The sequence below is a fragment of the Blautia difficilis genome, assembly GCF_014297245.1.
Classification (GTDB): domain Bacteria; phylum Bacillota; class Clostridia; order Lachnospirales; family Lachnospiraceae; genus Blautia_A; species Blautia_A difficilis.
Genome location: NZ_JACOQG010000026.1, coordinates 1 through 25,106 on the forward strand (window position 1 = coordinate 1; position 25,106 = coordinate 25,106).

At 39.8% G+C, this 25,106-nt stretch carries 25 protein-coding genes and 2 pseudogenes; 10 read left to right on the forward strand and 17 right to left on the reverse strand.

Translation table 11 applies throughout. From position 1 onward, the window contains the following. Together H8Z82_RS17170 and H8Z82_RS13375 are read right to left on the reverse strand one after the other, a co-directional pair. A pseudogene (locus H8Z82_RS17170) lies at positions 1-212 on the reverse strand (MerR family transcriptional regulator); the annotation flags it as partial. 31 nt (positions 213-243) lie between these two features. Next, positions 244-1,137, reverse strand: a complete 894-nt coding sequence (locus H8Z82_RS13375; RefSeq protein ID WP_118670301.1) for a hypothetical protein — start codon at positions 1,135-1,137, stop codon at positions 244-246. A gap of 449 nt (positions 1,138-1,586) precedes the next feature. Between H8Z82_RS13375 and H8Z82_RS17790 the strand changes: the two are divergent. The 9 genes and pseudogenes from H8Z82_RS17790 to H8Z82_RS13420 all read left to right on the forward strand — a co-directional run. Next, positions 1,587-2,045: pseudogene (locus H8Z82_RS17790) on the forward strand (CHAP domain-containing protein); the annotation flags it as partial. Positions 2,046-2,247: 202 nt separating this feature from the next. Continuing rightward, positions 2,248-2,838, forward strand: a complete 591-nt coding sequence (locus tag H8Z82_RS13385; RefSeq protein ID WP_118670300.1) for a TetR/AcrR family transcriptional regulator — start codon at positions 2,248-2,250, stop codon at positions 2,836-2,838. A 68-nt stretch (positions 2,839-2,906) separates the two neighbouring features. Continuing rightward, positions 2,907-4,664 carry an ABC transporter ATP-binding protein gene (locus H8Z82_RS13390; protein ID WP_025655070.1) on the forward strand — a complete coding sequence of 586 codons (1,758 nt, stop codon included), beginning with the start codon at positions 2,907-2,909 and terminating at the stop codon, positions 4,662-4,664. Between the two features lies 1 nt (position 4,665). Next, positions 4,666-6,390 (forward strand): ABC transporter ATP-binding protein, encoded by a 1,725-nt coding sequence (locus H8Z82_RS13395; protein ID WP_015535505.1) that lies wholly within the window; start codon positions 4,666-4,668, stop codon positions 6,388-6,390. Positions 6,391-6,401: 11 nt separating this feature from the next. Next, a complete protein-coding gene (locus H8Z82_RS13400) occupies positions 6,402-7,901 on the forward strand; it encodes an ABC transporter ATP-binding protein (RefSeq protein ID WP_025655069.1) in 1,500 nt (499 codons plus the stop codon). After that, entirely contained in the window at positions 7,894-8,598 is a 705-nt protein-coding gene (locus H8Z82_RS13405) for an energy-coupling factor transporter transmembrane component T (protein WP_025655068.1), read from the forward strand. The genes H8Z82_RS13400 and H8Z82_RS13405 overlap by 8 nt, the downstream gene beginning before the upstream one ends. A 14-nt stretch (positions 8,599-8,612) precedes the next feature. After that, the gene (locus H8Z82_RS13410) at positions 8,613-9,200 is read left to right on the forward strand and encodes an MptD family putative ECF transporter S component (protein ID WP_025655067.1); all 588 of its coding nucleotides are present in this window, start codon (positions 8,613-8,615) and stop codon (positions 9,198-9,200) included. A gap of 38 nt (positions 9,201-9,238) precedes the next feature. Next, complete coding sequence (locus H8Z82_RS13415) at positions 9,239-9,631, forward strand: metal-dependent transcriptional regulator (protein WP_025655066.1); 393 nt, start codon at positions 9,239-9,241, stop codon at positions 9,629-9,631. Positions 9,632-9,636: 5 nt separating this feature from the next. Next, the gene (locus H8Z82_RS13420; RefSeq protein WP_025655065.1) at positions 9,637-10,044 is read left to right on the forward strand and encodes a winged helix-turn-helix domain-containing protein; all 408 of its coding nucleotides are present in this window, start codon (positions 9,637-9,639) and stop codon (positions 10,042-10,044) included. 247 nt (positions 10,045-10,291) lie between these two features. On the opposite strand, the gene H8Z82_RS13425 is transcribed toward H8Z82_RS13420, so the two are convergent. The 14 genes from H8Z82_RS13425 to H8Z82_RS17390 form a co-directional block, all read right to left on the reverse strand. Beyond that, entirely contained in the window at positions 10,292-10,915 is a 624-nt protein-coding gene (locus tag H8Z82_RS13425) for a hypothetical protein (protein WP_044926524.1), read from the reverse strand. Between the two features lie 7 nt (positions 10,916-10,922). Continuing rightward, positions 10,923-12,164 (reverse strand): relaxase/mobilization nuclease domain-containing protein, encoded by a 1,242-nt coding sequence (locus tag H8Z82_RS13430; protein ID WP_182437591.1) that lies wholly within the window; start codon positions 12,162-12,164, stop codon positions 10,923-10,925. Next, a complete protein-coding gene (locus H8Z82_RS13435; protein ID WP_118670298.1) occupies positions 12,113-12,493 on the reverse strand; it encodes a plasmid mobilization protein in 381 nt (126 codons plus the stop codon). Before H8Z82_RS13435 ends, H8Z82_RS13430 begins: the two co-directional genes overlap by 52 nt. A 514-nt stretch (positions 12,494-13,007) precedes the next feature. Further along, positions 13,008-13,187 (reverse strand): hypothetical protein, encoded by a 180-nt coding sequence (locus H8Z82_RS13440; protein WP_118670297.1) that lies wholly within the window; start codon positions 13,185-13,187, stop codon positions 13,008-13,010. Positions 13,188-13,268: 81 nt separating this feature from the next. Continuing rightward, positions 13,269-13,721 carry a hypothetical protein gene (locus H8Z82_RS13445; protein WP_118670296.1) on the reverse strand — a complete coding sequence of 151 codons (453 nt, stop codon included), beginning with the start codon at positions 13,719-13,721 and terminating at the stop codon, positions 13,269-13,271. Beyond that, the gene (locus H8Z82_RS13450) at positions 13,718-14,662 is read right to left on the reverse strand and encodes a ParM/StbA family protein (RefSeq protein WP_178044156.1); all 945 of its coding nucleotides are present in this window, start codon (positions 14,660-14,662) and stop codon (positions 13,718-13,720) included. The genes H8Z82_RS13445 and H8Z82_RS13450 overlap by 4 nt, the downstream gene beginning before the upstream one ends. Before the next feature lie 250 nt (positions 14,663-14,912). After that, positions 14,913-15,227 (reverse strand): helix-turn-helix domain-containing protein, encoded by a 315-nt coding sequence (locus tag H8Z82_RS13455; protein ID WP_019162573.1) that lies wholly within the window; start codon positions 15,225-15,227, stop codon positions 14,913-14,915. 79 nt (positions 15,228-15,306) lie between these two features. Then, positions 15,307-16,263, reverse strand: coding sequence for an ORF6N domain-containing protein (locus H8Z82_RS13460; RefSeq protein ID WP_118670294.1), 957 nt, complete (start codon positions 16,261-16,263; stop codon positions 15,307-15,309). 176 nt (positions 16,264-16,439) lie between these two features. Further along, positions 16,440-16,787 carry a TnpV protein gene (locus H8Z82_RS13465; RefSeq protein ID WP_118670293.1) on the reverse strand — a complete coding sequence of 116 codons (348 nt, stop codon included), beginning with the start codon at positions 16,785-16,787 and terminating at the stop codon, positions 16,440-16,442. Between the two features lie 348 nt (positions 16,788-17,135). Beyond that, positions 17,136-18,620: a glycoside hydrolase family 32 protein gene (locus H8Z82_RS13470; RefSeq protein WP_186995384.1), complete on the reverse strand. Its 1,485-nt coding sequence runs from the start codon at positions 18,618-18,620 to the stop codon at positions 17,136-17,138. 25 nt (positions 18,621-18,645) lie between these two features. Continuing rightward, the gene (locus H8Z82_RS13475) at positions 18,646-20,325 is read right to left on the reverse strand and encodes a type 2 periplasmic-binding domain-containing protein (protein WP_186995385.1); all 1,680 of its coding nucleotides are present in this window, start codon (positions 20,323-20,325) and stop codon (positions 18,646-18,648) included. Between the two features lie 21 nt (positions 20,326-20,346). Beyond that, a complete protein-coding gene (locus H8Z82_RS13480) occupies positions 20,347-21,243 on the reverse strand; it encodes a carbohydrate ABC transporter permease (RefSeq protein WP_186995386.1) in 897 nt (298 codons plus the stop codon). A gap of 16 nt (positions 21,244-21,259) precedes the next feature. Next, positions 21,260-22,141 carry an ABC transporter permease gene (locus H8Z82_RS13485; protein ID WP_243176481.1) on the reverse strand — a complete coding sequence of 294 codons (882 nt, stop codon included), beginning with the start codon at positions 22,139-22,141 and terminating at the stop codon, positions 21,260-21,262. Further along, positions 22,065-22,283, reverse strand: a complete 219-nt coding sequence (locus H8Z82_RS17390) for a hypothetical protein (protein WP_243176482.1) — start codon at positions 22,281-22,283, stop codon at positions 22,065-22,067. The genes H8Z82_RS13485 and H8Z82_RS17390 overlap by 77 nt, the downstream gene beginning before the upstream one ends. Positions 22,284-22,423: 140 nt before the next feature. Here H8Z82_RS17390 and H8Z82_RS13490 point away from each other — a divergent pair, with 140 nt between their 5' ends. Then, positions 22,424-23,449, forward strand: coding sequence for a LacI family DNA-binding transcriptional regulator (locus H8Z82_RS13490; protein ID WP_186995388.1), 1,026 nt, complete (start codon positions 22,424-22,426; stop codon positions 23,447-23,449). 229 nt (positions 23,450-23,678) lie between these two features. Here the strand turns inward: H8Z82_RS13490 and H8Z82_RS13495 are convergent, their stop codons facing one another. Further along, positions 23,679-24,884 (reverse strand): ATP-binding protein, encoded by a 1,206-nt coding sequence (locus H8Z82_RS13495; protein WP_186995389.1) that lies wholly within the window; start codon positions 24,882-24,884, stop codon positions 23,679-23,681. Positions 24,885-25,106 lie beyond the last annotated feature (222 nt).

The window sequence follows — 25,106 nt, forward strand, 5'->3', positions numbered from 1 at the left end:
GGAAACCCCTCTGTCACTTCTTCCCTCAGCAAAAAAGTTACATACCGATCTGCCTTTTTTTGCCAAAGAATACTGGATTTTGGAAATAAGGAACTCATTTCCGCTGGTATAGTAAGCCCACGTTGTTCCTGTGGAAGTGTTTGCGTATGCTGCACCCGTGAATAAAGATACGGATTTTCAATATACCGACGCAGCTTGTCCCTTTCAATCAAGTCAAAAGATACAATGCAACAGTTACCTCTGCTATCCTTTGTTAATAACGCTTTTACTTCCCACATATGTCAACAGGAAATAACTTCCATATACGAACACAATAAATATTGATGTTACAAGGATCGTGGATGCTACATTCATATCTCCAAACACCTTAATAACTTCACGGCTTGCCACCGTCAAGCCGACGACTGAATGAATCACAGCCAGTAAAAGTGGAAGCAGATAATAGCTGAGAATTTGTATAAACAGTGCACGATTCAGTTCCCGGTGTTCTACACCCAGTTTTTTTAGGAGCTTGTATCGTTCTACATTGTCAGTGGCTTCGGAGAGCTGCTGAATAGCAAGGATTGCTGCACAGGCTATCATAAATACAATACCAAGGTAAATTGCCAGAAATGCTATGATTGCCTTTGTAGTGACCGAGGATTCATATGCCTGCTGCTTTCCTACATAATAGGCAAAGGCACATTCTCTTTTGCTCTTTTTCTGATAATTATCCAGCAATGTATCAAATTCTTTTGCTGCGTCTTCACTCACGCACTGTACATTCCATATCATCGTATCGACATTCATATTTTTCATCCATGTATCTGCGACTACAAATATGATTTGGCCCATGTCACTATTTGACATGGTAAATTCTTCAGCTTCATTCACCGGAGAAAGTACATTTTCCTCAATAGTAAGATTGATACTTTTATCATGAAATTGTTCTGCAAGTCCACGAACATTTTCTTTATTATATAAAATTCTATAATTGTTTTCTAATAAATCAACGCTGTCCATACCTTGTAGTTTACGCATGCCATTATAATCTGACAGGCTTACAAATGTCAGAGGACTATCTCCATATCCATAAGCAGACAATGTTTCTGGTATCTCAACATCGTAATCCTTATAATATGCCTTTCCCTCTGCCATGATCCCTTCCATACATCAACGCCGAGTACGAGGAAAAGCTGGAGGAAATCAAAACATCCCACACCTACGACGTGCTGGAGATGTCCGGCAGCCGGGCGGTTTGGAAAGAGGTGCTTGCGGTGTATGCCGTCAAGATCACCACCGACCCGGACGCTGCCCAGGAAGTGGCCACCATGGACGATTCCAAAAAGCAGCTCTTAAAGGATATTTTCTGGCAGATGAATGAAATCTCATCCAGCACCTCTACCCAGACGGAAACCATCATTGAAACCTCAGACGATGGGAACGGGAACATCGTAGAAACGGAAGTCACCGTCACCCGCACCTATCTGTATATCACCGTCAGCCACAAGACGGCGGAGGAAATGGCCGATCAGTTCAGCTTTCACGAAGATCAGCGGGAACAGATGGCGGAGCTTCTGGCCGATGAGAACAATTCCCTCTGGAGCCAGGTGCTTTACGGCATTACCGGAGGCGACGGCGAGATCGTCACCGTGGCGCTCTCTCAGGTGGGGAACACAGGCGGTGCGCCCTATTGGAGCTGGTACGGCTTTGGCAGCCGTGTGGAATGGTGCGCCTGCTTTGTGAGCTGGTGTGCCAATGAGTGCGGCTATATCGACGCTGGTGTTATTCCAAAGTTTGCAGCCTGTGCGTCCCAAGGCGTCCCGTGGTTTAAGGAGCGCGGGCTGTGGCAGGATAACAGCTATGAGCCGCGCCCCGGCGACATCATCTTTTTCGACTGGGATGATGGAGGCCAGGACGGTTCTTCCGACCATGTGGGGATTGTGGAGAAGGTGGAGAATGGCCGCGTCTACACGGTGGAGGGCAACTCTGGCGACTCTGTGCGTCAGAACAGCTACCCCGTGGGATACTATGAGATTTACGGGTATGGCACACCCGCCTATTAACAGCCCCAAAAAAGAAGAAGCCCAGCCGCGCAGGCGGCTGGGTACATAATGATAATAACAAAAGCATCGTCCCCTTGACAGCAAGACAAAAATATGCTATCCTAACTTTTGTTTGATAATTGGATTATCTTAAATAAAGTAATTATCCGAGAAGGGAGGAAATATTTTGAGTTACTGTTCCGACTTGACAAGAGAGCGAATTATGGAATGTGCGAAAGTGGAATTCCTAAAAAAAGGCTTTCAGGCAACGCAGCTTAAAGATATTGTTACCGCTGCAAAGGTTACAACAGGTGCAATATATCGACATTTTAAGGATAAAGAAGCGTTGTTTTTTGCCTTAATCGAAGATGTTTACCATTATACATTAGATTTTCTGGATAATGCAGAACCTTACGATAAAGTTGGAATTAGAGAAGCTATTGAGAGGGATTCTGTTGAAGCGTCATATGTTCAGGCAATGACATATGTCAACTATATGTACGAGCATTTGGAGGAATTTCAACTCTTGCTGAAATGCAGCAAAGGTTCTCGCGTCGAAAACTTTATAGAAGAAATTACAATTCAATATACGAAACAGAATGCCCTATTTGTAAAGGCGGCATATGAAGCGGGATATGCGAAATGTCTGCCAAACGATATAGAAATACACATTTTGACGCATGGATATATTACTGCACTATGTGAGTGTATTTTGCACGATGTTCCTTATGAAAAGGCGGAGGATTATGTAAAAAACATCATAAAATTCCAGCACTATGGCTGGTATGGTGTATTAGGGCTTCCGCTAAAATAAGTGGCTTTTGCCATTTATTTTTTGCCAAATAGTTAGTTTTTGCTAACCTATTTAAGGAGGATTTTTTCATGAAGAAAAAAACGAAACCTGGAGCAATTCAGCAATTGTTGAGTTATGCAGGAAATAATAAAAAGCAACTATATCTTTCAACCTTTCTTGCAACGCTGGGCGAACTATTCGGGATGGCCCCCTTTATTACAGTGTCATTATTAGTCGCGGAACTATTTAACAAAACAGCTACTATTCAAAATGTATGTATCTTGTTTGCAGTCGCTTTGGGCGGGCAAATATTAAAACTGTGGCTTACATATCAATCCTCTTTTATGTCGCATAAGGCTACATATAAAATATTGAAAAATATCCGTAGCAAAATCGCAGATAAAATGCTTCGGGTTCCAATGGGCATCATGTTGGATACGCCGACCGGAAATTTCAAAAATTTGATGGCAGATACAGTTTCAAAATTAGAGGATTCGATGGCTCATTTTATGCCTGAAATAACCTCTAATGTAGTGGCTCCCCTATGCTGTATACTACTGGTATTTATTCTTGACTGGCGCATGGGATTAGCTGCATTGATTACAATTCCCCTCGGACTTTTGGGTTACATTGGAATGATGAACGATTATGTGAATAAAAGTACCACTTATATGAAATCACAAAATGCGATGAACAGTACGCTGGTTGAGTATGTAAATGGTATAGAGGTTATTAAGGCATTTAATCAAGGAAGTGCTTCTTATAGTAAATTTACAGGTGCAATTAACTTCTTCCATGACAGTACTCTGGCATGGTGGAAGCAGAGTTGGCTTTGGTCAGCAGTCATTCAGGCTGTAATGCCGACAACATTGTTGGGAACGCTTCCGATTGGCGCATGGCTTTATATGACTGGAACATTACCATTATCAGATTTTATCACTTGCATTATCCTTCCTATTGGATTTATTGCCCCGCTTATGCGAGTAGGAAAATATTCTGAACAATTTAATATGGTGAAAGCCTGCCTCGATCAAATACGGGATTTTATTGAAAAACCGGAACTGAAACGTCCAGAAAAAAATGTTGCACTGGATGAAACAGCCTATCGCTTTGAAAATGTTTCTTTCGCTTATAACGAGACGGAAGTTCTGAAGAATGTATCCTTTGAAATCAAACCAGGTACTGTTTCAGCAATTGTCGGCCCTTCCGGTTCCGGAAAATCAACGATTGCAAAACTCATGGCTGGTTTTTGGGACGCCACAAAAGGAAAAGTTATTTTTGGCGGAAAGAATATTAAAGAGATTCCTTTCGCACAGTTGATGGGTGAAGTCAGTTATGTTGCACAGGACAATTTTCTGTTCGATGAAAGTATCCGTGAAAACATCCGGCTCGGAAAACCGGATGCGACAGACGATGAGGTGGTAGCTGCTGCAAAAGCTGCCTGCTGTCATGAGTTTATTGTAAAGTTGGAAAACGGATATGATACAAATGCCGGAGACGCAGGAGGAAAACTTTCTGGCGGAGAACGTCAGCGAATTACTATCGCAAGGGCAATTCTAAAAAATGCAAGAGTAATTATTCTTGATGAGGCCACGGCCTATGCTGATCCAGAAAATGAGTATCTCATTCAAAACGCTATCAGTAAACTTGTAAAAGGAAAAACCCTCATCGTAGTAGCTCATCGTCTTGCGACCATCCAGAAGGCTGATCAAATCCTTGTGGTGGAAAATGGAAAGATTGTTGGCTGCGGCAGGCAGGAAGAGCTTTTATCAGAATGCCCACTTTATCAAAGATTATGGAGTGATTATGTGAGTTCAGCTGATCAAGTGGAAGGAGGGACATTTTAATATGTTTTCAATTATAAAAAGGATTTTACGGTTATCTGGGAAATATCGTCCCCGTGTAATTGCCGGACTGATCTTCAATGCTCTGAAATCCTGCTGCGCTGCCTTTGTATTTTTTGCTGTGCTATTGGTAATGTTGAATATCGAACACTTAACAGAGACTGTCATTTTACAGGCATTTGGAATTGTTGCACTTAGTGTTTTGGGCCGCTTTTTGTTTCAGTACCTAAGCGATGTGCTAATGAGTGCGTCTGGATATGAGATTTTCCGGGAAAAGCGTCTTGAGATTGGAAATCAGCTCAAAAGGGCACCAATGGGCTATTTTACAGAAAATAATCTCGGCACCGTACAAACAGTATTGACAACAACAATTTCCGATCTGGAAGGGAATTGTATGCTTGCACTAACATTTTTGGTGGGAGGTTTTGTACAGGCGCTTGCCATGACGCTAATGTTGGGTATATTTTGCTGGCAGATTGGGTTTTTGGCTTTAACAGGAATTTTAGCGGGAATTCTTGTACTGGGCCAGATAAAAAAGCGGGCCGGCGCGCATACGGAAGATATGCAAAATGCTCAGGAATTGTTGGTGGGAAGTGCATTAGAATACATAAAAGGCATTTCTGTTCTGCGCATATTCGGAAAAGGCAAAGAAGGAAAAGGAAAAGTGGATCAAGCCTTTGAAAATAAGTGTCGCAGCGATATAGCGGTTACAATTTCTACTGCCGGAATTATGAAGCTGTATGAAGCCGTATTTAAGATTACAAGTTGCCTGTTATTTTTATTGTCAGCTTTGCTCTATTTGTGGGGAGTTATCACATTGCCCTATTGCCTTTTATTTATCATCTGTGCATTTTTAATGTTCATGGAATTGGAATTGATGAATGACGGGGCCTTTTTGAGTAAAATGCTCGCTACGCAGTTGGATCGGCTGGATTTCATCTCAGATATACCGGTTTTAGATGGAGACGGAAAGGATATTGTCCTGAAATCATATGAGATTGAACTGAAAGATGTTATTTTCGCTTATGACAGCCGTCCGGTTTTAGATGGAATCACCTTGAAAATCCCACAGAACTCTACTTGTGCTATCGTTGGGCCGTCAGGTTCAGGGAAAACAACTTTGTGTAATATGATTGCAAGATTTTGGGACGTAAATTCTGGAAGTGTTAAAATTGGAGGACACGATGTAAAAGAATTTACTTGTGATAGCCTTTTATCATATGTAAGTATGGTATTCCAAAAGGTGTATCTGTTTAATGATACGATTGAAAATAACATCAAATTCGGAAAACCTAACGCGACCCATGCGGAGGTGGTAGAGGCCGCTAAAAGGGCCCGCTGCCATGATTTTATAGAGGCGCTCCCGCAAGGCTATGAAACAATGATAGGAGAAGCAGGTTCCACTTTGTCTGGGGGAGAAAAACAGAGAATTTCAATAGCAAGGGCGATATTGAAAGACGCGCCCATCGTTATTTTGGATGAAGCGACATCCAGCGTAGACCCGGAAAATGAAAAAGCTCTTTTGGACGCAATTTTTGAATTGACGAAAAATAAAACACTAATTTCTATCGCTCACAGGCTGTCTACTGTTCGGACGGCAGATCAAATTATTGTCATTGATCAAGGCCATATTGTTCAAAAGGGAACCCATAAGGAATTAGCAGAAAAAGAAGGGATTTATCGTACTTTTTTGAAGTGCAGGGAGAAATCCATCAGTTGGAAGCTATGAGGTGTGTTGCCATGAAAAAACAATTTCCAATTATATCTTTTGAACATGCCTCTTTTCAGTATGAAGGACAGTCTCAGGAAAGTCTAAAGGATGTAAAGCTTATCATAAAATCGGGAGAATTTCTTGTTATTACTGGGCAGAGCGGATGTGGAAAGACCACATTAACCAGGTGTATCAATAATTTGATTCCCCGCTTTTTTGAAGGCAGATTATCCGGCGAAGTCATTGTATCGGGACGTTCCATAAAAGAATCGGACGCCGGTGAGGCTGGTAAAGAGATTGCTTCAATTTTTCAAGATCCCCGCAGTCAATTTTTTACTACAAACAGTTCCAGCGAAGTTGCGTTTGCCTGCGAAAACTATGGAATTCCACATAAAGAAATCGTTAAACGTGTTAACAGCGCCTTTCAGTCACTGAATATGGAGAACCTAAAAGACAGAGATATTTTTGCCCTGTCCAGTGGAGAAAGGCAAAAAGTTGCTTTTCTCGCAGCGACTACTCTTAATCCACAAATTTATGTGCTGGATGAGCCTTCGGCTAATTTAGACATTCATACAATCTTACAGGTAAGAGGGATTCTTTCTGCTTTGAAAGCCGCTGGACACACGATTATTGTTTCAGAACACAGATTGTTTTACTTATACGGACTCGCAGATCGCTTTTTAATTATGGAGGATGGTCAAATCTGCGAAGAATTAACAGGTGAGGAAATGGCAGAATTATCTGCTGTCCAAATGCACAACAGAAGGCTTCGCCCGTTAAATTTGGATTTAATACAAATAGAAAGGAAAGAATCTATTTGCCGCTCGGAAGTATTTCTCCAAATTAGAAATTTGAGCTTTTCGCATAAAGCCATGCCGGAACTTCTTCACAACATTTCATTAGAAGCCTACAAAGGCGAAACGATTGCCTTGATTGGAGAAAATGGTTGCGGGAAAACAACATTGGGGAAAATCCTGTCTGGCTTGATTCGCTGCCGCCAAGGTGCGTTTTACATTGATGGAAAGAATGTGAAGCAACAAAAATTATCCGACTATGTGTACTTTGTTATGCAGGAGGCAGATCACCAGCTTTATACAGACAGTGTGACGGAGGAATTGAGGTTAGGAAATAAAAGGATTCCAAGCATAGATGAAAAAGTGTCTCAAATTTTGAAAATGCTCCATCTGGAAAACTTCAAAGACTGCCATCCGTATGCTTTATCAGGCGGTCAAAAACAGAGACTGACAATAGGAGCGGCAATGCTTTCGGAAAAACCAATCATCGTTTTGGATGAACCAACAAGCGGGTTAGACTGGGATAATATGTGCGCTGTTGCCAATGCTGTTAATTATATGCGTGAGGCTGGAAAGCTGGTCTTTATTATTACGCATGATCTGGAGTTTATCAGCCTGACCGCCTCGCGCGCTTTGCTTTTGAAGGAAGGGATTATTAAAGATGATTTACAAATGACGGAACAAAACAATTTCAAAATCGTAAAGAATTTTATGGTTGAGGAAGGTGGTGAATAAATTGAGAAAGCATGGAGTATATTACGATTCTCGCATAAAACTTCTGTTGATTCTATTGACATCAGCTTTGGCGTTTGCTTTGGGTGGAGGCTTAACAGGCTTGTTACTCTTTGGCGTCGTTTGCCTGTTTGCTTTGCTAAGTGGACTTTGGAAAACAAGTATCAAATTTGCAATAGTTTATATAGTTCTGCTTGTGTTGGCGCAAGTCCTTCCAATTCATTTATCTTCCGTGATAACATTCTTTTTACTAAGAATTTTGACTATTGCACTTGCTTTGAATATTCTATTTCAGACTACGGAAATATCGGAATTGATAGCAGCGCTTCAGGCAAGTCATATCCCTCAAGCAATTGTGATACCAGTGGCTATCATATTGAGATTTCTTCCATCTTTGAAACAAGATGTGCTTTATATAAAACAAGGGATGAAAACGAGGGGCGTGGGATTGTCTTTTTGGAGAATAGTAAGTCATCCGGCGCAGACATACGAAGGCTTTTTAATCCCTATACTTATGCGCCTTCTGATGACGGCGACAGAATTATCCGCATCAGCGGAAACGCGAGGCATCAGCTATCCTTGTGAAAAAACTCACTATATATTAGTTGATTTCCGCTTAAGAGATAGTATTTTGTTGATAGGTATGCTTGCTCTTTTTGCGGTTGTCATATGGACATCGTTCCAACCAATATCATTTTAAGGAGGATTTATTTCATGCAAACCGAAAACAAAAAAGGCTTTCAAGTAAAGGATTTGATTGTCACAGCTCTTTTATCTTTGTGCGCACTTGTTATCTATATCCTTTGTGCGTTCCTATCTTTTTCTCCCTACACGATGTTAGTGGTAAGCCCATTGTGGTCACTATTGGCAGCTATTACATATTTCCTTGTAGCAGCTAAGACTAAGAAACCGTGGACACTGTTCATTTTTTGTGCGATAACAGGCATTTATGGATTTTATCCGCCCATGATAATTTGCTGCATTATTGCTGGCATTATTTCTGCGTTGATCGCGTGGAAAACAGGTTGCACTAATGGAAAAACACTTACGATCAGTTATATCATTTATATGGTTTTAGCAGCATTCAGTGGTACATATATTCCCTTCTTGTTTTTCTCAAATCAAACACTTGAGCAGTATGCGGGAATGTTTGGCGAAAGTTATTTGGGAATTTTGCAAACGTTAGTATCACCTGTAACAGCTATCATAATGCTTGTCGTTGTTGCAATTTGCGCCTTTGTTGGCGCGCTCAACGCTAAGAAACTGCTCAAGAAGCATTTCAAAAAAGCAGGTATGGTGTAAATGAAGTAATTATATGTGTCAGAAGGAGGTGTGCCATTATGCCCTTAACATCATCTATGGAGGACTATTTAGAGGCTGTGCTGGTGCTTCAGCAACAAAAGGGCTATGTTCGCTGCGTAGATGTGGCGGAGCTTTTGGATGTAAAAAAGCCTTCTGTGAGCCGGGCTGTCAAAGAACTGTCTAAAAAGAAATGCCTGATAAAAAAGGACGATGGCACACTCTCCCTCACAGAGCAGGGCCAGCAAATCGCCCAGCAAATCTATGAAAAGCACCAGTTCTTTACCAAACGACTCGTGGAAGCTGGTGTTCCACAGGATATTGCAGCACAAGACGCTTGCAAGCTGGAGTATGTTATTAGTGAGATAAGTTTTAAGAAATTGAAAGAGGCCGTTTGGATAAATGACCGGGAGGTGATACCATCGGAGAAATAATCATTATGAAACTGAACGAGGAAGAAAAAAAGATTTTTGAAGATTTCCTTTCATTTTTGCAGCTCCATCCAGAGCTAAAAAAATGGGAGCTTTCCTCGGAACCGGTGCTATCTCTCCCCGATCTTGAGATTGACCCCAGCCAAAGGCTGGTGCGCTGTAATCAAAAAGAAGTGGGCCTAACAGCAAAGGAATATAGTCTCCTATGCCTGCTGACAGTTAATAATGGACGAGTGTTGACCTATTCCCAAATCTATGAAAAGGTATGGGGTGAAGCTCTAACAATAAATGAACGAGGCACCATAGGATACCATGTACGAAACCTACGCAAAAAGCTCTATTCCGCTGATCCGCACCACCCTTTTATTATAGAAAGTGTCCGCGAGGTTGGGTATCGCTTTCAAACAACTTCCTAAATATTCACAGAGCGCAGTCTGAATGGCTGCGCTTTTCTTTTTCTCAAGGTGAGGCTATTCGGGAGGATTTTTCAAATTTCACACCTTGTCGTTTGTGTTTGACAACTTTCGGATGGATTGAAGAATGGATAGGCAGAGGTATGCAGGAATCCGCTAAGACTATGGCTGCACTATTGGCAACAAATGGAATGAAATAACTATATGTTACCCTTTCCAGCACTCCGCTGCTTTTCCTATACATTCTTATTCAATCATACATTTGAGGATATTTCTTTTTCAAATATGCTCTGAGCAAAATAGTTCCAATATTTATAAACAGAATCACAAGTATCAGATTAAGCGGAAGATATTCTCTTATCAAATTTCCCAATACTGCTACAAATGAAATACTGGATATTAAAACCATTTTATATAGGTCATCCCATATCTTCTTATATTGTTCAACTCCAGCCCAAACAAGGAATACACATCCGAGAATCCCAGCAGTAATCATAAGCATAGAGAAAAACCCTTTAAAGAGCATTTCTCCGGCAGTATCGCTTATATATTCCAACCGTTCAAACCATGCTATATATTCTTTGCACCAATTTATCGGTATCATTATTAGTTGCAGCACATCTTGTTGAAATGCTCCATTTTGAAGAAACGAAAAGAAAATTACACAAAGATATCCCCAGTCCCAAAAGAACTGATTTTCTTTCATATCAGCAATTTCCGATTTTGCTTTTCTCCTGGCTCTTTGTATCTCCATATCTGCCCGGTTCTTTTCCCTTTCAATCTGGTACTCTGCCTGCCTTGCCTGTTTTTCTGCCTCTTCCTGTTTCTTTTTTGCCTGTTCAACCGCTTCCACCGATGATTGGTTCACCTGCATTACTAATTTAGAGTTCCGGTCCCGAACGTCTTTTATTTCTTTTTCGAGCTGCTCTTGCTCGTTCCTTCTCATCAAGCCGTTTCTGTTCCTCAAGTCGTCGTTGCTCTGCTGTAAAGACTGATTGAGTTTCCGCATTTCGGACAATTCTTCTGTCATCTGCTGAATTTCGGCATTCGACTTCTGCATTTCTTCTTGCATTTCGTGATTCTCGAAGAATAGCCTCTGTTTTTCCATTTTCAGACTGTGTGTTCTTTTCTGAAATTCCAGGATAAACTCGTTCATCTTCTGATTTCTCACCTGTAACTCGTCCCTCTCTTCCGTCACTTTCTCCAGTGTTTCTGCCTGTTCCTTCACAAGCTGCTTCCACCTGTCGGTAGTACCCAATGAGTTCTTCGTCTGCTCCTGCTGTTCGCTCTGCTTCGGCTCGTATCCTTTCGTAATTTCCATTAAATTCATGCTCCAACGCCTCCTTACTGATATCCAGATGAAACGTTTTGGACAGATTGCTGTCACGCACTTTCTTCCCATCCTGATTCTGGAATGTGATATGCTTTCGCTTTTCCGTCCAGTTCACCCTCCATCCGAACTGTTTCATTTTTTCTATAAACTTTTCTTTGCTGATACAATTTTCCAGTGCCTTTAATACCGCCATTGCACAGTCCGCTACAAAACTGTCCTTTACCTGTTGACGGAACAGGTTATATTTATCTTTGCTCCATGCAATGACTTCCCCTTTTTCAATCTGGCTTCCATCAAAGTGCTTTCCTTTCTCGACAACTGTCAGTCCACGTTCTCGGCACATCTGATTGGTAAGCTGTTTCATACGTTCCAGATCCTTTTTGGTGTTATGCAGTTTTCTCCCATCTTCATAACTCACAGAATTTGTCACCAGATGACAGTGAATATGGTCTTTATCCTTATGGACTGCCACTAAGGTCTGAAATCCCTGAAACCATTTTTCTGCGAATTCTTTTCCAAATTCAAATGCCTGTTCCAGAGTAATCTGCTCGTCCTTATGCCAGGAAATAATGTTGTGAGCGTACATTCTCCCAGAATCTTTATCCCACACCTTCTTTTCCTCTAAAAATGCTCTGTACACCAGATCATAATTGATCTCATCATGGCAGTACGGTCCAGTCACATAGGTAAGTTGTTCACTAGTCTTATCCTGCCGCAGCACATATTCGATGCAGTTTCTCATTGCTCCATGTGTATTTGTCCGCTTATTAATCGTCTTATTAATAGCCATATCTTTTCACTCTCCTTCCTGTACTTAAGAATATTTTTATTAAGGAAATACAGCATACTGTCATTCGGAATTTCTCCATCTGTATGCAGCTTTCTTGCAATCTGATTGATATTTGTAGTAGCTCCACGAAGCTGACTGAGAATATCTGCAAACATCTGGTTCAATCTTTTCAGTTCTTCCACTTCCTCTGTAGAAGCTATCTTCAAGTCTGCAATTGCTTTTATCACAACTTCTTGCTGTGTTCTTCCGGATTCCTTTATTTTGCTTTGAAGTAGCTCATATTCCGCTTTATTCATCCGTATAGTTACTGTATGATTTCGTTTTCTCATAGGCTTTTATTTCCTTTCTCTACTTGATTTCTGCTCTATATTTACAACCATAGCGTTATGTCTAAATTAACAGGGGATTCCATAAGGGGATGTGTAACGTTCCCCTTTGGTAGATGCAAGACAACGTCTTAGCCAATCCGTGGCAATCTGAGAAGAAGTATCCAGTGGATATTTCTAACACAGAATTGTCACCATTGGCGTGCCGGGGTTCCAAGGGGCAGACGCCCATGGCAAGTTTAGGAACAGCCCAAAGGCTGGCTCCGGTGCAGAGTGGCTTGCCACTTTGCGAAACTTGCCTGTCATCTCCCCACCACTGAACCGACACGTACCAAGCCATATTTTCCACCCTACGTTATCAGATCAAAATGGAGATGACAGTGGTCTTGTGGTGCAGGAACTGACTGTGGAAGAAAAAGAAAAACTCCCCTTCCATAGATTTTCTCTTTCTGAAACAGGCTGTTCATGCATCACTCCGATACGAAGTATCGGACAATCCTATGCCGTATCCGGCACTTTATTCTTTTCTTCGCCTTGCTTGTTCAATCCGCCCATCTGCCAACGCTTTTCTGTTATATTTTCCTGTTATTTCTGTCTTTCTTTTTCTGGATCTCTTTCCATTTCTGCTAAAAGACATAATAATAGCAGTCGTAAACATTCCACTGATCTTTACCAATAGAAATGCCATCACTGCCATCGTCTTTTTCTGCTATTCTGTTTTTGTAAATCTATTCCTTACTGTCAGTTTGTTTTCCTGTTACTGCTATTTCATAACCATCTAAAAACTGTCTGCAAAATCCAGTGCTGCATCCATATCAGCTTCTTTCTCCCAGTCCAGATTATCTTCTGCGATCTCTCCATCCGTTTTCTCCATTATTAGTGTTCTGTCCGACAGATTACTTTCTCCTACCGATTCTTTTACAAACGGTACAAGCATTTCCATCAGGTTCTTCGCTATAGCCATCGGAACGGATTCTTTCACTCCATCCCTGACAGCTGTTTCCACTTTTTCCAAAAACGCATCTTCCTTTTCTCTGGTTTCCAGATACGGATCTGCTTCATTCCTGTACTCTCTGGAAAAATAATCGTTTAAAGCAACTACAACTGCTCTGGTGTACGATTTATATTTTTCCCTGTCCATCGTCTGCAAATATTCCCATGCCTGCCTGTCCTGTTCATCACAAAGATTTAAACGGATATTTGTATTGATGATTTTCCGTTCTTTTCTCATACAAGCATCCCTCCGTTTCTCTGGATTTTCCTTACGGTCATTGCTTCATAACCTTTCGCTGTGGCACAGATATCCCGTACAATCGTTACCCGACTCTTGTCATATTCTCCAAAATTCTGGATCATACAACCGCCACCGCCGACCACGTACAGACGCATCAGTTCTGGATTATATTCCCGTTCTCTCAGCTTATGGAAGATTTCTTTCGTATAATCTCCGGCAGCTTTACTAATGACTGTCAGATATTTCTCACCAATATCTGCTGTCCCGGTACGGATCACCTGCTCAATCACCAGATCGTCCACCACTGTTCCCAATTCTTTCAGCAGGGATTCCCTTACAGCAAGCACACACTGATGCGTTCCATATTTCTCTGTAAAGCATTTCTTCTCTAATGGACGGGAATTGTTGATATACATGATGTTCATAGTTCCGTTTCCAATATCTACCAGCATGTTGATTCCTTTGAAATCCTGTAAGCGGTAAAAGGCTGCTGCAAATCCCTGTGGGTAAATATCAGCTCCTGCAAACTCTACATGATACTCTTTATTACGGAATATAAAATCTACACTTTCATTCTGGAGAAGATATTTCTGGAAATCTTCTTTCTGTGTAGCTACCCAGGTAAGCGGAAGTCCGGCTGCAATGTGTACCTTTGCCCGATTCATTCCTTTCCCATCAAGTTCTCTTGCGATAACCGCCAGTGTCAGCACATAATAGTCCTCATCCTGCGTTTTCTCTGCACAGAACTCCTTGTGTTCCTCTCCGATCTGGTAATACATTCCATTGTAAACAAGAAGATTATTCTGAAAAATTGGCTCCTCGTCATATCTGGCTACACCGGATGGAAAGCATCTGGTGGCAGTTTTCATGTTTCCATAACCATGATCAATCCCGATCACCATAATTGTTTCATTTCTGTTATTTTTCATCATTCTCATAATCATACCTCATTCTTTCTTTTCTTATCCAATCCTATTAATACTTACGTGAATTGATAAGATAGATATTTTATTTACTAGTTCTTTAATAATTCATATTTAATAACATGGATTATTAATAGCAACGGTTTGTCCAGTATGGGATTTACCATATCTGGTTTTCCTATTTTCTGATGTCCGGAGATAGAAATTTCCTATGACCTGATTGTCCAAAATTGGACTGTCCACCATTAGGCATTTTCTCCTTCGCTTAATCATTTTCTTCTCCTAATGGAACTTCCCGGATAATATATTCGGTATCGCCATAAAAGCCATATTCATTACGCAATCTATGGCGTTCCACATATCCATGATGCTCTAATTCCTTAATTGCAGAACGAACAGAATCAATCCCATCTCTGCTCAGTGTTGCCAGTCCTTGCATATTGTAATTCCAGTCATCTGGCAAACTTAACATCAGCGATAATAGACCTTTCGCTTTCAATGTCAGATTCTTATTCTTGAAATGGTGATTACTCATTACCGTAAAATTCTTAGTTCTCTCTACACGAAAAATCTGTGCCATGCTCCCCACTTCCTTTCCAGACAGAAAAAGACGCAAGCCATATTCTTATGACTCACGCCTTTCTGCATAACTTACTTTTCTATTCTTCTGTTTCCAATTCCAATCTCTGTAAAATATCTCTTACAATACCTGCATCTTCAATCAGATTAATTCCAAAACATTTTTTACCTGCATCCTTCAAAGACGCACCCACATGATATGCTTTCGTTTTATCAAGAATTAAAAAACGATCATGAAATGCTCTTGTGTACTTCACATCCAGTTTAGGATACTGTGCATTAAAGTTATCTACATCTGTTTGAGATAATTTTGTCCGTTGCTGTGTATAAACTATCACCGCCACATTTTCTTTCTTCTTTGACAAAATATTTAATGTTCCTACATCCACATATCCATCTACCAGAACAATTTCCATTTCTGCTTTCTGAATCAGTCCTATCAATAAGTTGAATGCATCATATATCTGACCATCAAAAAATATCTTTTGATTAGACTCCTCATGATCTGATATGTACTCAAAAATCTGCTCCAGTTTTTCATCTGTCTTTTTCTGATATTCCAGTTGTTTTAGCTCAACGTTACTAATCCTTTCAAACAAAAGTGCATTGTTGGCTATAAACCGTCGCATTTCTACAAATGCACGCATAATACCTATACTTACATTAATTGCCACCTCGCTATGCAATACACTTGCAAGCATGGATATTCCCTGCTCTGTAAATACATACGGTAATGTACGTCTGCCACCATAACCATTTTCTGTTCCACTGCCATTTGAGGTGCCAAATTGGCATTTCAAGTTTTCATATTCATCTTTTGTAAGCTGAAATCGAAAATCTTCTGGAAATCTGGCAATATTTCTTTTAACAGCCCTGTTTAACGCTCCCGTTTCTACCTGATAAAGCATTGCCAGATCACTATCCACCATGACTTGTTTGTTTCTTACTACATAAATCAGATTTTCAACGTCCGGTGGCATGATTTCAACTATTTGTGTTTCCACTGGTTCCATTTCTCTTACTTTCTGATCCGCCATTCCATCTCCTCTATAACTTGAAATGCCAAACTGGCATTTCAAGTTACTTTACCGCACAATCATTTCTTATGAGTTTCCAAAATCCATGTTCCCATTTTACCCTATTTTTCTCATTCTGCCTACTGCTATTTTTCATACAATAATGAGGTCGCAATCCACGACCTCATCACCTTCATTTAAACATAAATCAATTCCTTGAGAATAATCTCTTCTGCAATTGCTTTGTGTTGATTAGCAGCTCTTACCCAGGCAATCTGATCTTTCTCTTTATCCGGCAATGGTTCTTTTTCTTCTAACTGTTTCAGTATTACCTCTTCCCGTTCTCTGGCTGCCTTGTCCACTTCCAGAAGATGCTCTCCTATGGTATCCTGTAAAAGCATCACCTGATAGGTTGAATTTCGATAGTTTTTCAGATAATCTCTGCGAAGAAAACCATACTTGCCAAGTTGCTCCATCTGCTCACCGGATTTATAGGTGAGATTAGGAATCAGGTATCCATTTACATTCGTATACGTTAATTTCATTTTATTAGCACTCTCCATTTCTCATCATTTTTTGACCACAAATTTACGACATTTACAACAAATCTGACACTGCTTTACAATACCAGACAAAATGACTGATTCTCCGAAAAGCCTGTAAAACAGGCACTTCCAGAGTACACAAGACAGGACAAAAATCAACTTCCATTATCAAGAGGTGAGTGCTAATTATTTTGTGAAGAATTTGTGAACTATTTATATGGAAGCAGTGATATTACCTCTATCATCAATACCCTATGCGCCTATACTGCAAAGGGGATTCCCGTTTCAGGAATCCCCCATCATTATCCATATGTCTTCAAACTCCATGTAAGTTTTATCATGTATTTCTCAAACCAGATCGTATTTCACTACATCAATTTTAGCTGCACCTTCAACAAAGAAGGAAATCCCGTTTGCCTCTTGTTCTGTAAATATGACAACCGACATAACCTGCTCGCCATCATTAATAAATATTTCTGCGCTGAATCTATCCAGAATCACACGAAGCTTTAATTCATCGGCATCTCCATTTACCAGACATCTTCTCTGATGAACCAATGCTCTTTCACTTCCTGAAAATTTTCTATCAATTTTCAGGACAGACTCATCCGGGCGGAAGCACAATTCTGTATGAAACCTCTCATTCTGTGCAAAACGTAATGCGAATTTCTTATAGACATTTTCCTTATCTTCCGGACGTATCACAAGTTCCATGTCTATGGTTCGTCCTTCGATTTTATCTAATGAGATCGTATCATTATTTATTACTACATTGTTGTACTCAACTCTGTCTTTTCGCATCTCATCGAGTTCTTTGATCGGCGTTTGATAAAGTCTTCCGTTTTTCACAGATAATTCTCTCGGCAGACTCATTTGTGCAAACCATTTTGAGTCATTGCAACGATAAGCAGTGGTGTCCCAGTTCTGCATCCAGCCAATCATAATTCTCCTGCCATCCGGGGCTTTCAACGTCTGCATTGCATAAAAATCAATTCCATAATCCACAGACTGCGTAAACTGCTCTTTTAAGGTATATGTATCCTTGTCCATTTCTCCTATGATACATAAAGTACCGTTTCCGTTATGATATTCCAAGCCTTCCGGCAGCATATCCTGTGGACTGGTCAAAAGAACGTGTTTCCCATCCAGTTCAAAGAAATCCGGACATTCCCACATCTTTCCAAAACGTTTTTTATTTTCTGCAAGAATGCTGACAAATTCCCACTCAAATCCGTTCTTGCTTCTATAAAGAAGAATCTGTCCACTTCCGTCTGCCGGTCTGCTTCCGATAACACAATAGAAGTTCCCGTCTTTTCCTTTCCAGATCTTTGGATCACGGAAATCCACTTTACTTGCACCTTCCGGAAGATCTTTGGCTGTCAGAACCGGATTCTTCTCATATTTCTTATAATCTCTTCCATCTCCAACAGCCACTGCCTGTGTCTGAATATCCCTTACAGTTCCATCTTCCATTTTCTCCTGATCCACTGCAGTATAGATAAGCAGCTGTCTGCCGTCTCCTAACTCTGTTGCACTTCCTGAAAAGCATCCAATCTTATCATAATCTTCATCCGGTGCCAAAGCTGCCGGAAGATATTCCCAGTGAAGCAGATCCTTACTAACCACATGCCCCCAATGCATACTGTTCCAGTGTGTATCGTATGGATGATACTGATAAAAAAGATGATACTCTCCCCGATAGTATGAAAAACCATTCGGATCATTCATCCATCCGACATATGGACTCACATGAAAAACCGGTCTGTCTTCTGCCTTTATCTGCTTTCCTTGTTCATCTTCATATTTTCTAGCCTTTTCTAACATCTCACTCATGCGAATTCTCCTATTATTCGTGTCGTTATTTTTTTTCACTCAATGACTCCTGATACTGATCAAAGTATTTCTGTTTAATTGAAAGATAATCAGGAAGTCCGTACTGTTCCATTTTCTTTAGATAGGAATCCCACTCTTTTTCAATTCCGCCATTCAAAATCCAGTCTGCTTTCTTTTGCTCTGCATATTTTTTAATATCTGTATCGTACTGAGATACTTTATTGGTATCATCAATGCTCATAAAGACGTTTGGATAAACATACTTGCTGTTCATATCCTGTAGATAAGTTTCATGCATATTGTCTAAACGCCATTTTGCATCTTCTGGCTGTGTTACATATACATCATAATATTCATTCAGTACTGCAAGCGGACCATTTACAGATTGTGCCTCACGTACTTCTACCGGTGACTGAGTTCCAAGATCCATATGCTTCAGCATTTCTCCGCCATCTTTATTCTTGGACAGTTCAAAAATGTTAAAAGAATCCTTTTCTCCATAAGTTCCCCAGTTATTCTGTGGTGACTGAAGGGGTGCATACATCTGATCGATCCATGCGGCAGCAAGTGCTGTGTCACGACAGCTGGATGTAAGGACACATCTTCCACGATCAAATCCGCTTGTTTCGCTGTTGTTCTGTCTTGTGATATTTCTCATTCCATCCGGTCCTGTCAAAGCCGGCAGCATAACATAATCTTCATTGTTATCAATATTTGCAATATCCCATGTAAAGCAGAGACCATATCTATGATTCTTTCCTTTTGCCACATAGGTGGACCACTCTTGTGTAAATGCTTCCGGGTCAACCAGATCCTCTGTTACAAGCTTATGCAACCATTCAATCCCTTCTTTATAACCCTCCTGAACCGTCGTGTAAATAACTTTTCCTTCATCCGTTACAGCAAAATGATCCCCTGTATCTCCATAACCTTCTCCAAATCCATTGATCAAAATTGCAGGATCCTGATCTCCATTATTGATAATAAATGACATTGGGATCACATCACCTTCAACGGAAAATTCTTTTTCAAGTTCATCTGCATGATCACGGAACTGAATTAATACCTGTTCCAATTCATCTGTTGTTGTCGGAATCTCAAGTCCAAGATAATCCAGCCATTTTTTGTTAATATACGGAATATCTCCGATTGCCTGAATGGCTTCTTTCCCAGCTCCAAGTTGCTCAATCCATGGAAATGAATAAATATGTCCATCTGGTGCTGTACACATTGTCCTGTATTCCGGATATTTTTCAAAAACCGCCTGTAAATTCGGCATATATTTATCTATCAGATTTTCCAATGGAATGATAATTCCCTGCTTTGCATAACGCAATAAATCGTAATCACTCATTCCGGCATTAAATAATCCATCCGGCAGATTTCCAAACTGAGCAAGTGCCAGGTTTTTCTTATCAGAAAACTGATCTGATACAAAACAAGTCCAGTCAATATGAACATTGGTCTGCTCTTCCATGCGCTGAAAGATCACTCGTTCATTTGGCTCCTGTGTTGATGTAGCCGGTGCACTTGTAATAAAGGAAAGTTCTGCAGTTTTCTTCAATGGAAACTGCACTTCCGATACAGGTGTATCCGGATCAATTTCAGCTGCAAGCTGCTGCTCTTTTCCACATCCTGCAACTCCCACCATCATCGTCATAGATAGTACAATTGCAAGTAATGCATTTACTTTACTTTTCTTCATATCTGTATCGTTCCTTTCTTATTAGCCTTTTACCGATCCTACCATAATTCCTTTGTCAAAATATTTCTGGAAGAATGGGTACATTACTAACAGTGGTAAACTTGATACTACAATGGTTGCATATTTAAGCTGTTCTGCTATTTTTGCCATTTCTGCCGTGCTTTGGATATCGGCGATCATTCCCGGCTGTGGTGTATTCTGTACCAGGATAGAACGAAGCACTAACTGCAATGGCTGCAGATTTGCATCATTCAAATAAATCATTGCATCGAAATAACTGTTCCACATTCCAACGAAAGACCAGAGTGCCAGAACTGCAATGATCGGCTTACATACCGGAATCATGACTTTAAAGAAATGCTGGATCTCATTCGCCCCGTCAATCGCAGATGCTTCTCTTAATTCTGTCGGAATTGATTGATAATAAGTTCTTGCAAGAATCATATTCCATACATTAAATGCCCCCGGAATCAAGATTGCCCACACCGTATTAACCATGTGCAGCTGATTGATCAAAATGAATGTAGGAATCATTCCACCCCCAAAGAACATTGTGATCAGGAAAATAATATTGAAAAATTTTCTTCCTACAAATTCTTTTTTAGACATCGGATATGCTGCCAGCAATGTCACGAAAACGGAAATAACTGTAAATGCAAGTGAATACAGGAAAGAATTCAAAAATCCACGCCAGATCATTTCATTCTGTAACACTCTTCGATAGGCATCTAATGTCCAGTCCTTGATTTTAAAGCTCAATCCCTGGTTATTCAAAACAGTCGGATCCATAAAGGACGCTAATACCACGTAGATAATCGGTATTGCTATAGAAAGGACGAATACACCAAGAATGGCAAACCCGATTCCAAGGATTACTTTGTCTGTCCTTGAATATTTTTTCTTCTTTTTTTTCTCCATCTTTTCTACCTCTTTCCTATAATCCTTCTCCGTCATTCAGTTTCTTAACAACCCAGTTTACAAAAATCAGCAAGATAACATTTATAACAGAATTGAAAAGACCTACTGCTGTAGAATATCCATAATCTCCATTCAAAAGTCCGATACGGTATACATATGTAGACAGGATTTCTGATGCCGGCAAGTTCATATCTGTCTGTAACGCATAAGCTTTTTCAAAACCTATACTCATAATATTTCCGGCCTGTAAAATAAACTGAATTACAATAATATTTTTAATTGCAGGCAACTCTACATACCAAATTTGCTGCAGAAGATTCGCTCCATCCATGATGGCTGCTTCTTCCAGCTCTTTGCTGGCATTCGCCAATGCTGCTGTATACATAATAGATGCCCATCCTGCCGCCTGCCAGATTCCGCTTGCAATATAGATTGTCCGGAATGCAGAAGGCATTGTCATCCAGTTTGTGCTGATTCCCAGTACTTTATTCAGCGGCCCTACAGGTGATAAAAGCATACGAACCATACCACAAAGTACGATGACGGAAATAAAGTTCGGCATATAGATCAAAAGCTGAACTTTCTTCTTGATTCCTGTCCTTCGGATACGATTCAGAAGCAATGCAAGAATAATCGGAACCGGGAACCCCCACAACAATCCGTAGATACTCAATTTTAATGTATTCATCAGATAGTTCATGAAATCTGGTGAAGATAAAAATCGTCTGAAATACTCAAGTCCGACCCAAGGACTCCCAAGAACTCCTTTGATTACATTGTAGTCTTTAAACGCAATCAAAAGCCCCCCCATCGGGAGATACTTAAAAATAATTGTCAGCAAAAGTCCCGGCATCAGGAAGAATAGATATAACTGCCAGTTTTTCTTCACATAAGTCATCTTTTCTCTCCAGGTTCGCTTGCTTACGGACTTTGTTTGGTTTTGCATTCTTTTCATGCATTACTTCCTCCATTCCTTTAACTTTTCGTGCAAAACCGGTTAAGTAACCGGTTACTTTATAATTTGATAATACTATATCCATCTCACTCTGTCAATACTTTTATACATTAAAATAACCAGTTACGTAATCGGTTATTTTCCAATTGCGTTTTTCCATAAGAATTGCTATACTAAAGGATATTATAAACCGTTAGCCGTCACATTGAAGGAGATTCAACTTTTATGAGTAAAAAACAGGTAACTTTTGCAGATATTGCAGAATACACAAATTTTTCAAAGACTACAATATCAAGATACTTCAATCATCCTGATTCTCTTACCTTAGAAAATCAGGAAAAGATTTCACAGGCTCTTGACACACTTGGATATAAAAAGAATAAGCTGGCAAAGGTCCTGGCCAATGGAAAAAGTGAATTTATCGGAATCATTATTCCAAACCTCTACCTGCATTATTATTCTGAGATGCTGACACAATTTCTTTCCAGCTACAGAGATTATCATTATAAATTTCTTGTTTTTGTCAGCGAACATGGAGCTGAAGAAGAACAACAGTACATTGAAGAACTTCTATCTTATCAGATTGAGGGACTGATTGTTTTAAGTCACACGCTTCCATCCGAGAAGCTCGCTTCCTATCAGATTCCTGTCATCGCAATTGAGCGTGAGGCAGAACATATCAGCAGTGTCAATACCGATAACTATATGGGTGCACTTCAGGCTACTTCCCTGTTGATCCGGGATAAATGTGACATATTGATTCATATAAATGTCAATGTGGATAAATCCATCCCGGCTTATGACCGCATCCGGGCCTTTCAGGAAACTTGTGAAGAATATCATGTTCCATATGATATCGATCTGAGTGTAGAAGGTAATTCTTATCATGAGATTTTAAATGTAATCCGGGAAATTTTTAATAAGATAGAAGCAAAATACCCAGATCAAAAAAAAGGTATCTTTGTTGCAAATGATACCTATGCCAATATGTTTCTTAATTTAATTTTCCAAAAATACGGAACTTTTCCTTCAACTTATGAGATTGTTGGATTTGACAATTCCCCGATTGCCAGCGAGGCAATCCTTCCAATCACAACCGTTGGCCAGCAGATTGATGTAATTGCCAAAACCGCCATGGATCTTCTGGTCCGACAGATGGATGAGCAGAAAAAGCGTGCTCCCAAACCATTGGGCGAACCTATTCACAAACAAATTACACCTGTACTGATCCGTCGTAATACAACACAATAGTTTATTTTTCCAGAGTCAAGCGGATATTCGCAATCCGCTTCGCTACTTGCTCATAACCGAATAACTGCTTCGCAGTTTATCAGAAGGAGCTTGCACTCCTCCTGATACAAGCAAATCCCCACCCACTGCTTATTGCTTTTCACAGTTGAAGCAGGGGACTTACTTGATTCGGTTAAAACAACAAATGTATATTCTATTTTTATATATTATTACCATGAATTTACATTGTTCAGTCTACAATCCCCAATAACCAGTCTCTGGCATTAATACGTCGAATTCCCTCATATTGTTCTTCTGGTTCTTCATCCATTGTTAAGATAATCTTTGGATAATGATCTCGTATCGCCTGTAATGGTCTTAATTCTCTCAAAAGTGTATTTTCATCTCGTACAGTCAGTGCCACCTGGAAATATACTGTTCCCTTTTTATTCTGTGCCACAAAATCCACTTCATATGAATCGATTTTTCCAACATACACATCATATCCTCGACGTAACAATTCCAGATAGACTATATTTTCCAGAACATGTCCTGCATCTGCCTGCCTCGAACCTAAAAGCATATACCTCATTCCAATATCAACTATATAATATTTTTCAAGAGTTTTTAAATATTGTTTTCCCTTTATATTATAACGTTTTGCCTGATATATAATATAGCTCTCGCTATAAGCCTCTAGATATTTTTCCACCGTTTTTGTATCAATTTTTCGCCCTTCTGAGGTCATCGTATCTGCAATTTTTTTTGATGACAATGGATTTCCTATATTATCAAACACAAATCTTAAGACACTCTTAAGCATCATAGTATCTGTAATTTTTTTCCTGTTTATAATATCCTTTACAACAATCGTATTATAGATTCCTTCCAGATAATCTCTGATCTCATCTGGCTGATTTTTTAATTCCAGTGTAAAGGGAAATGAACTATTCTGCAAATACTCAGCATATTTGATTCCTCTGTCATTCATACTGCCAGTACTCTCCATATATTCCTTAAAAGACAACGGCAACATTTCAATCTGAATATATCTTCCTGAAATCATAGTTGCAATCTCACTGGACAACATATATGCATTGGAACCAGTCACATAAATATCTATGTTTTTTTTAATATAAAGACTGTCTAGCACTTTCGGAAAATCTGTTACATTCTGAATTTCATCAAGGAAAATATATGTCATTTTTCCATCAACCAGACGTTCCTTTAAATATTTATATAATTTCCTGTAATCTGTCAGTTCTTCATAATCAAGATCTTCAAAATTAATAGAAATAATCTGTTCTTCCTCAATCCCATGCTCTCTTAAATAATTGCGATAAATTTCCAGAAGCATAGATTTTCCACAACGTCGTACACCTGTAACAATTTTAATCAACTGCTTATCTTTCCAGGCTATCAGTTTTTCTAAATATTCTTTTCTTTCTATAATCATAATAATTTTCCTTTCTTTTTTATTAATTATATTCCAAAAACGATAAAAAAATCAATAGTTTTTGGATTGCAGTCCCAAAACTATTGATTTTTATTTTTATCAGTACAAAAGTCAACTCACTAGTACAGCGAATATTAAGTAACTGCTATATTGACTTGTCTGATTTTTCATCTGCGGCGTTGTCGTCAATCGGCGTAGCCACCGAATCAAATCAATCATATG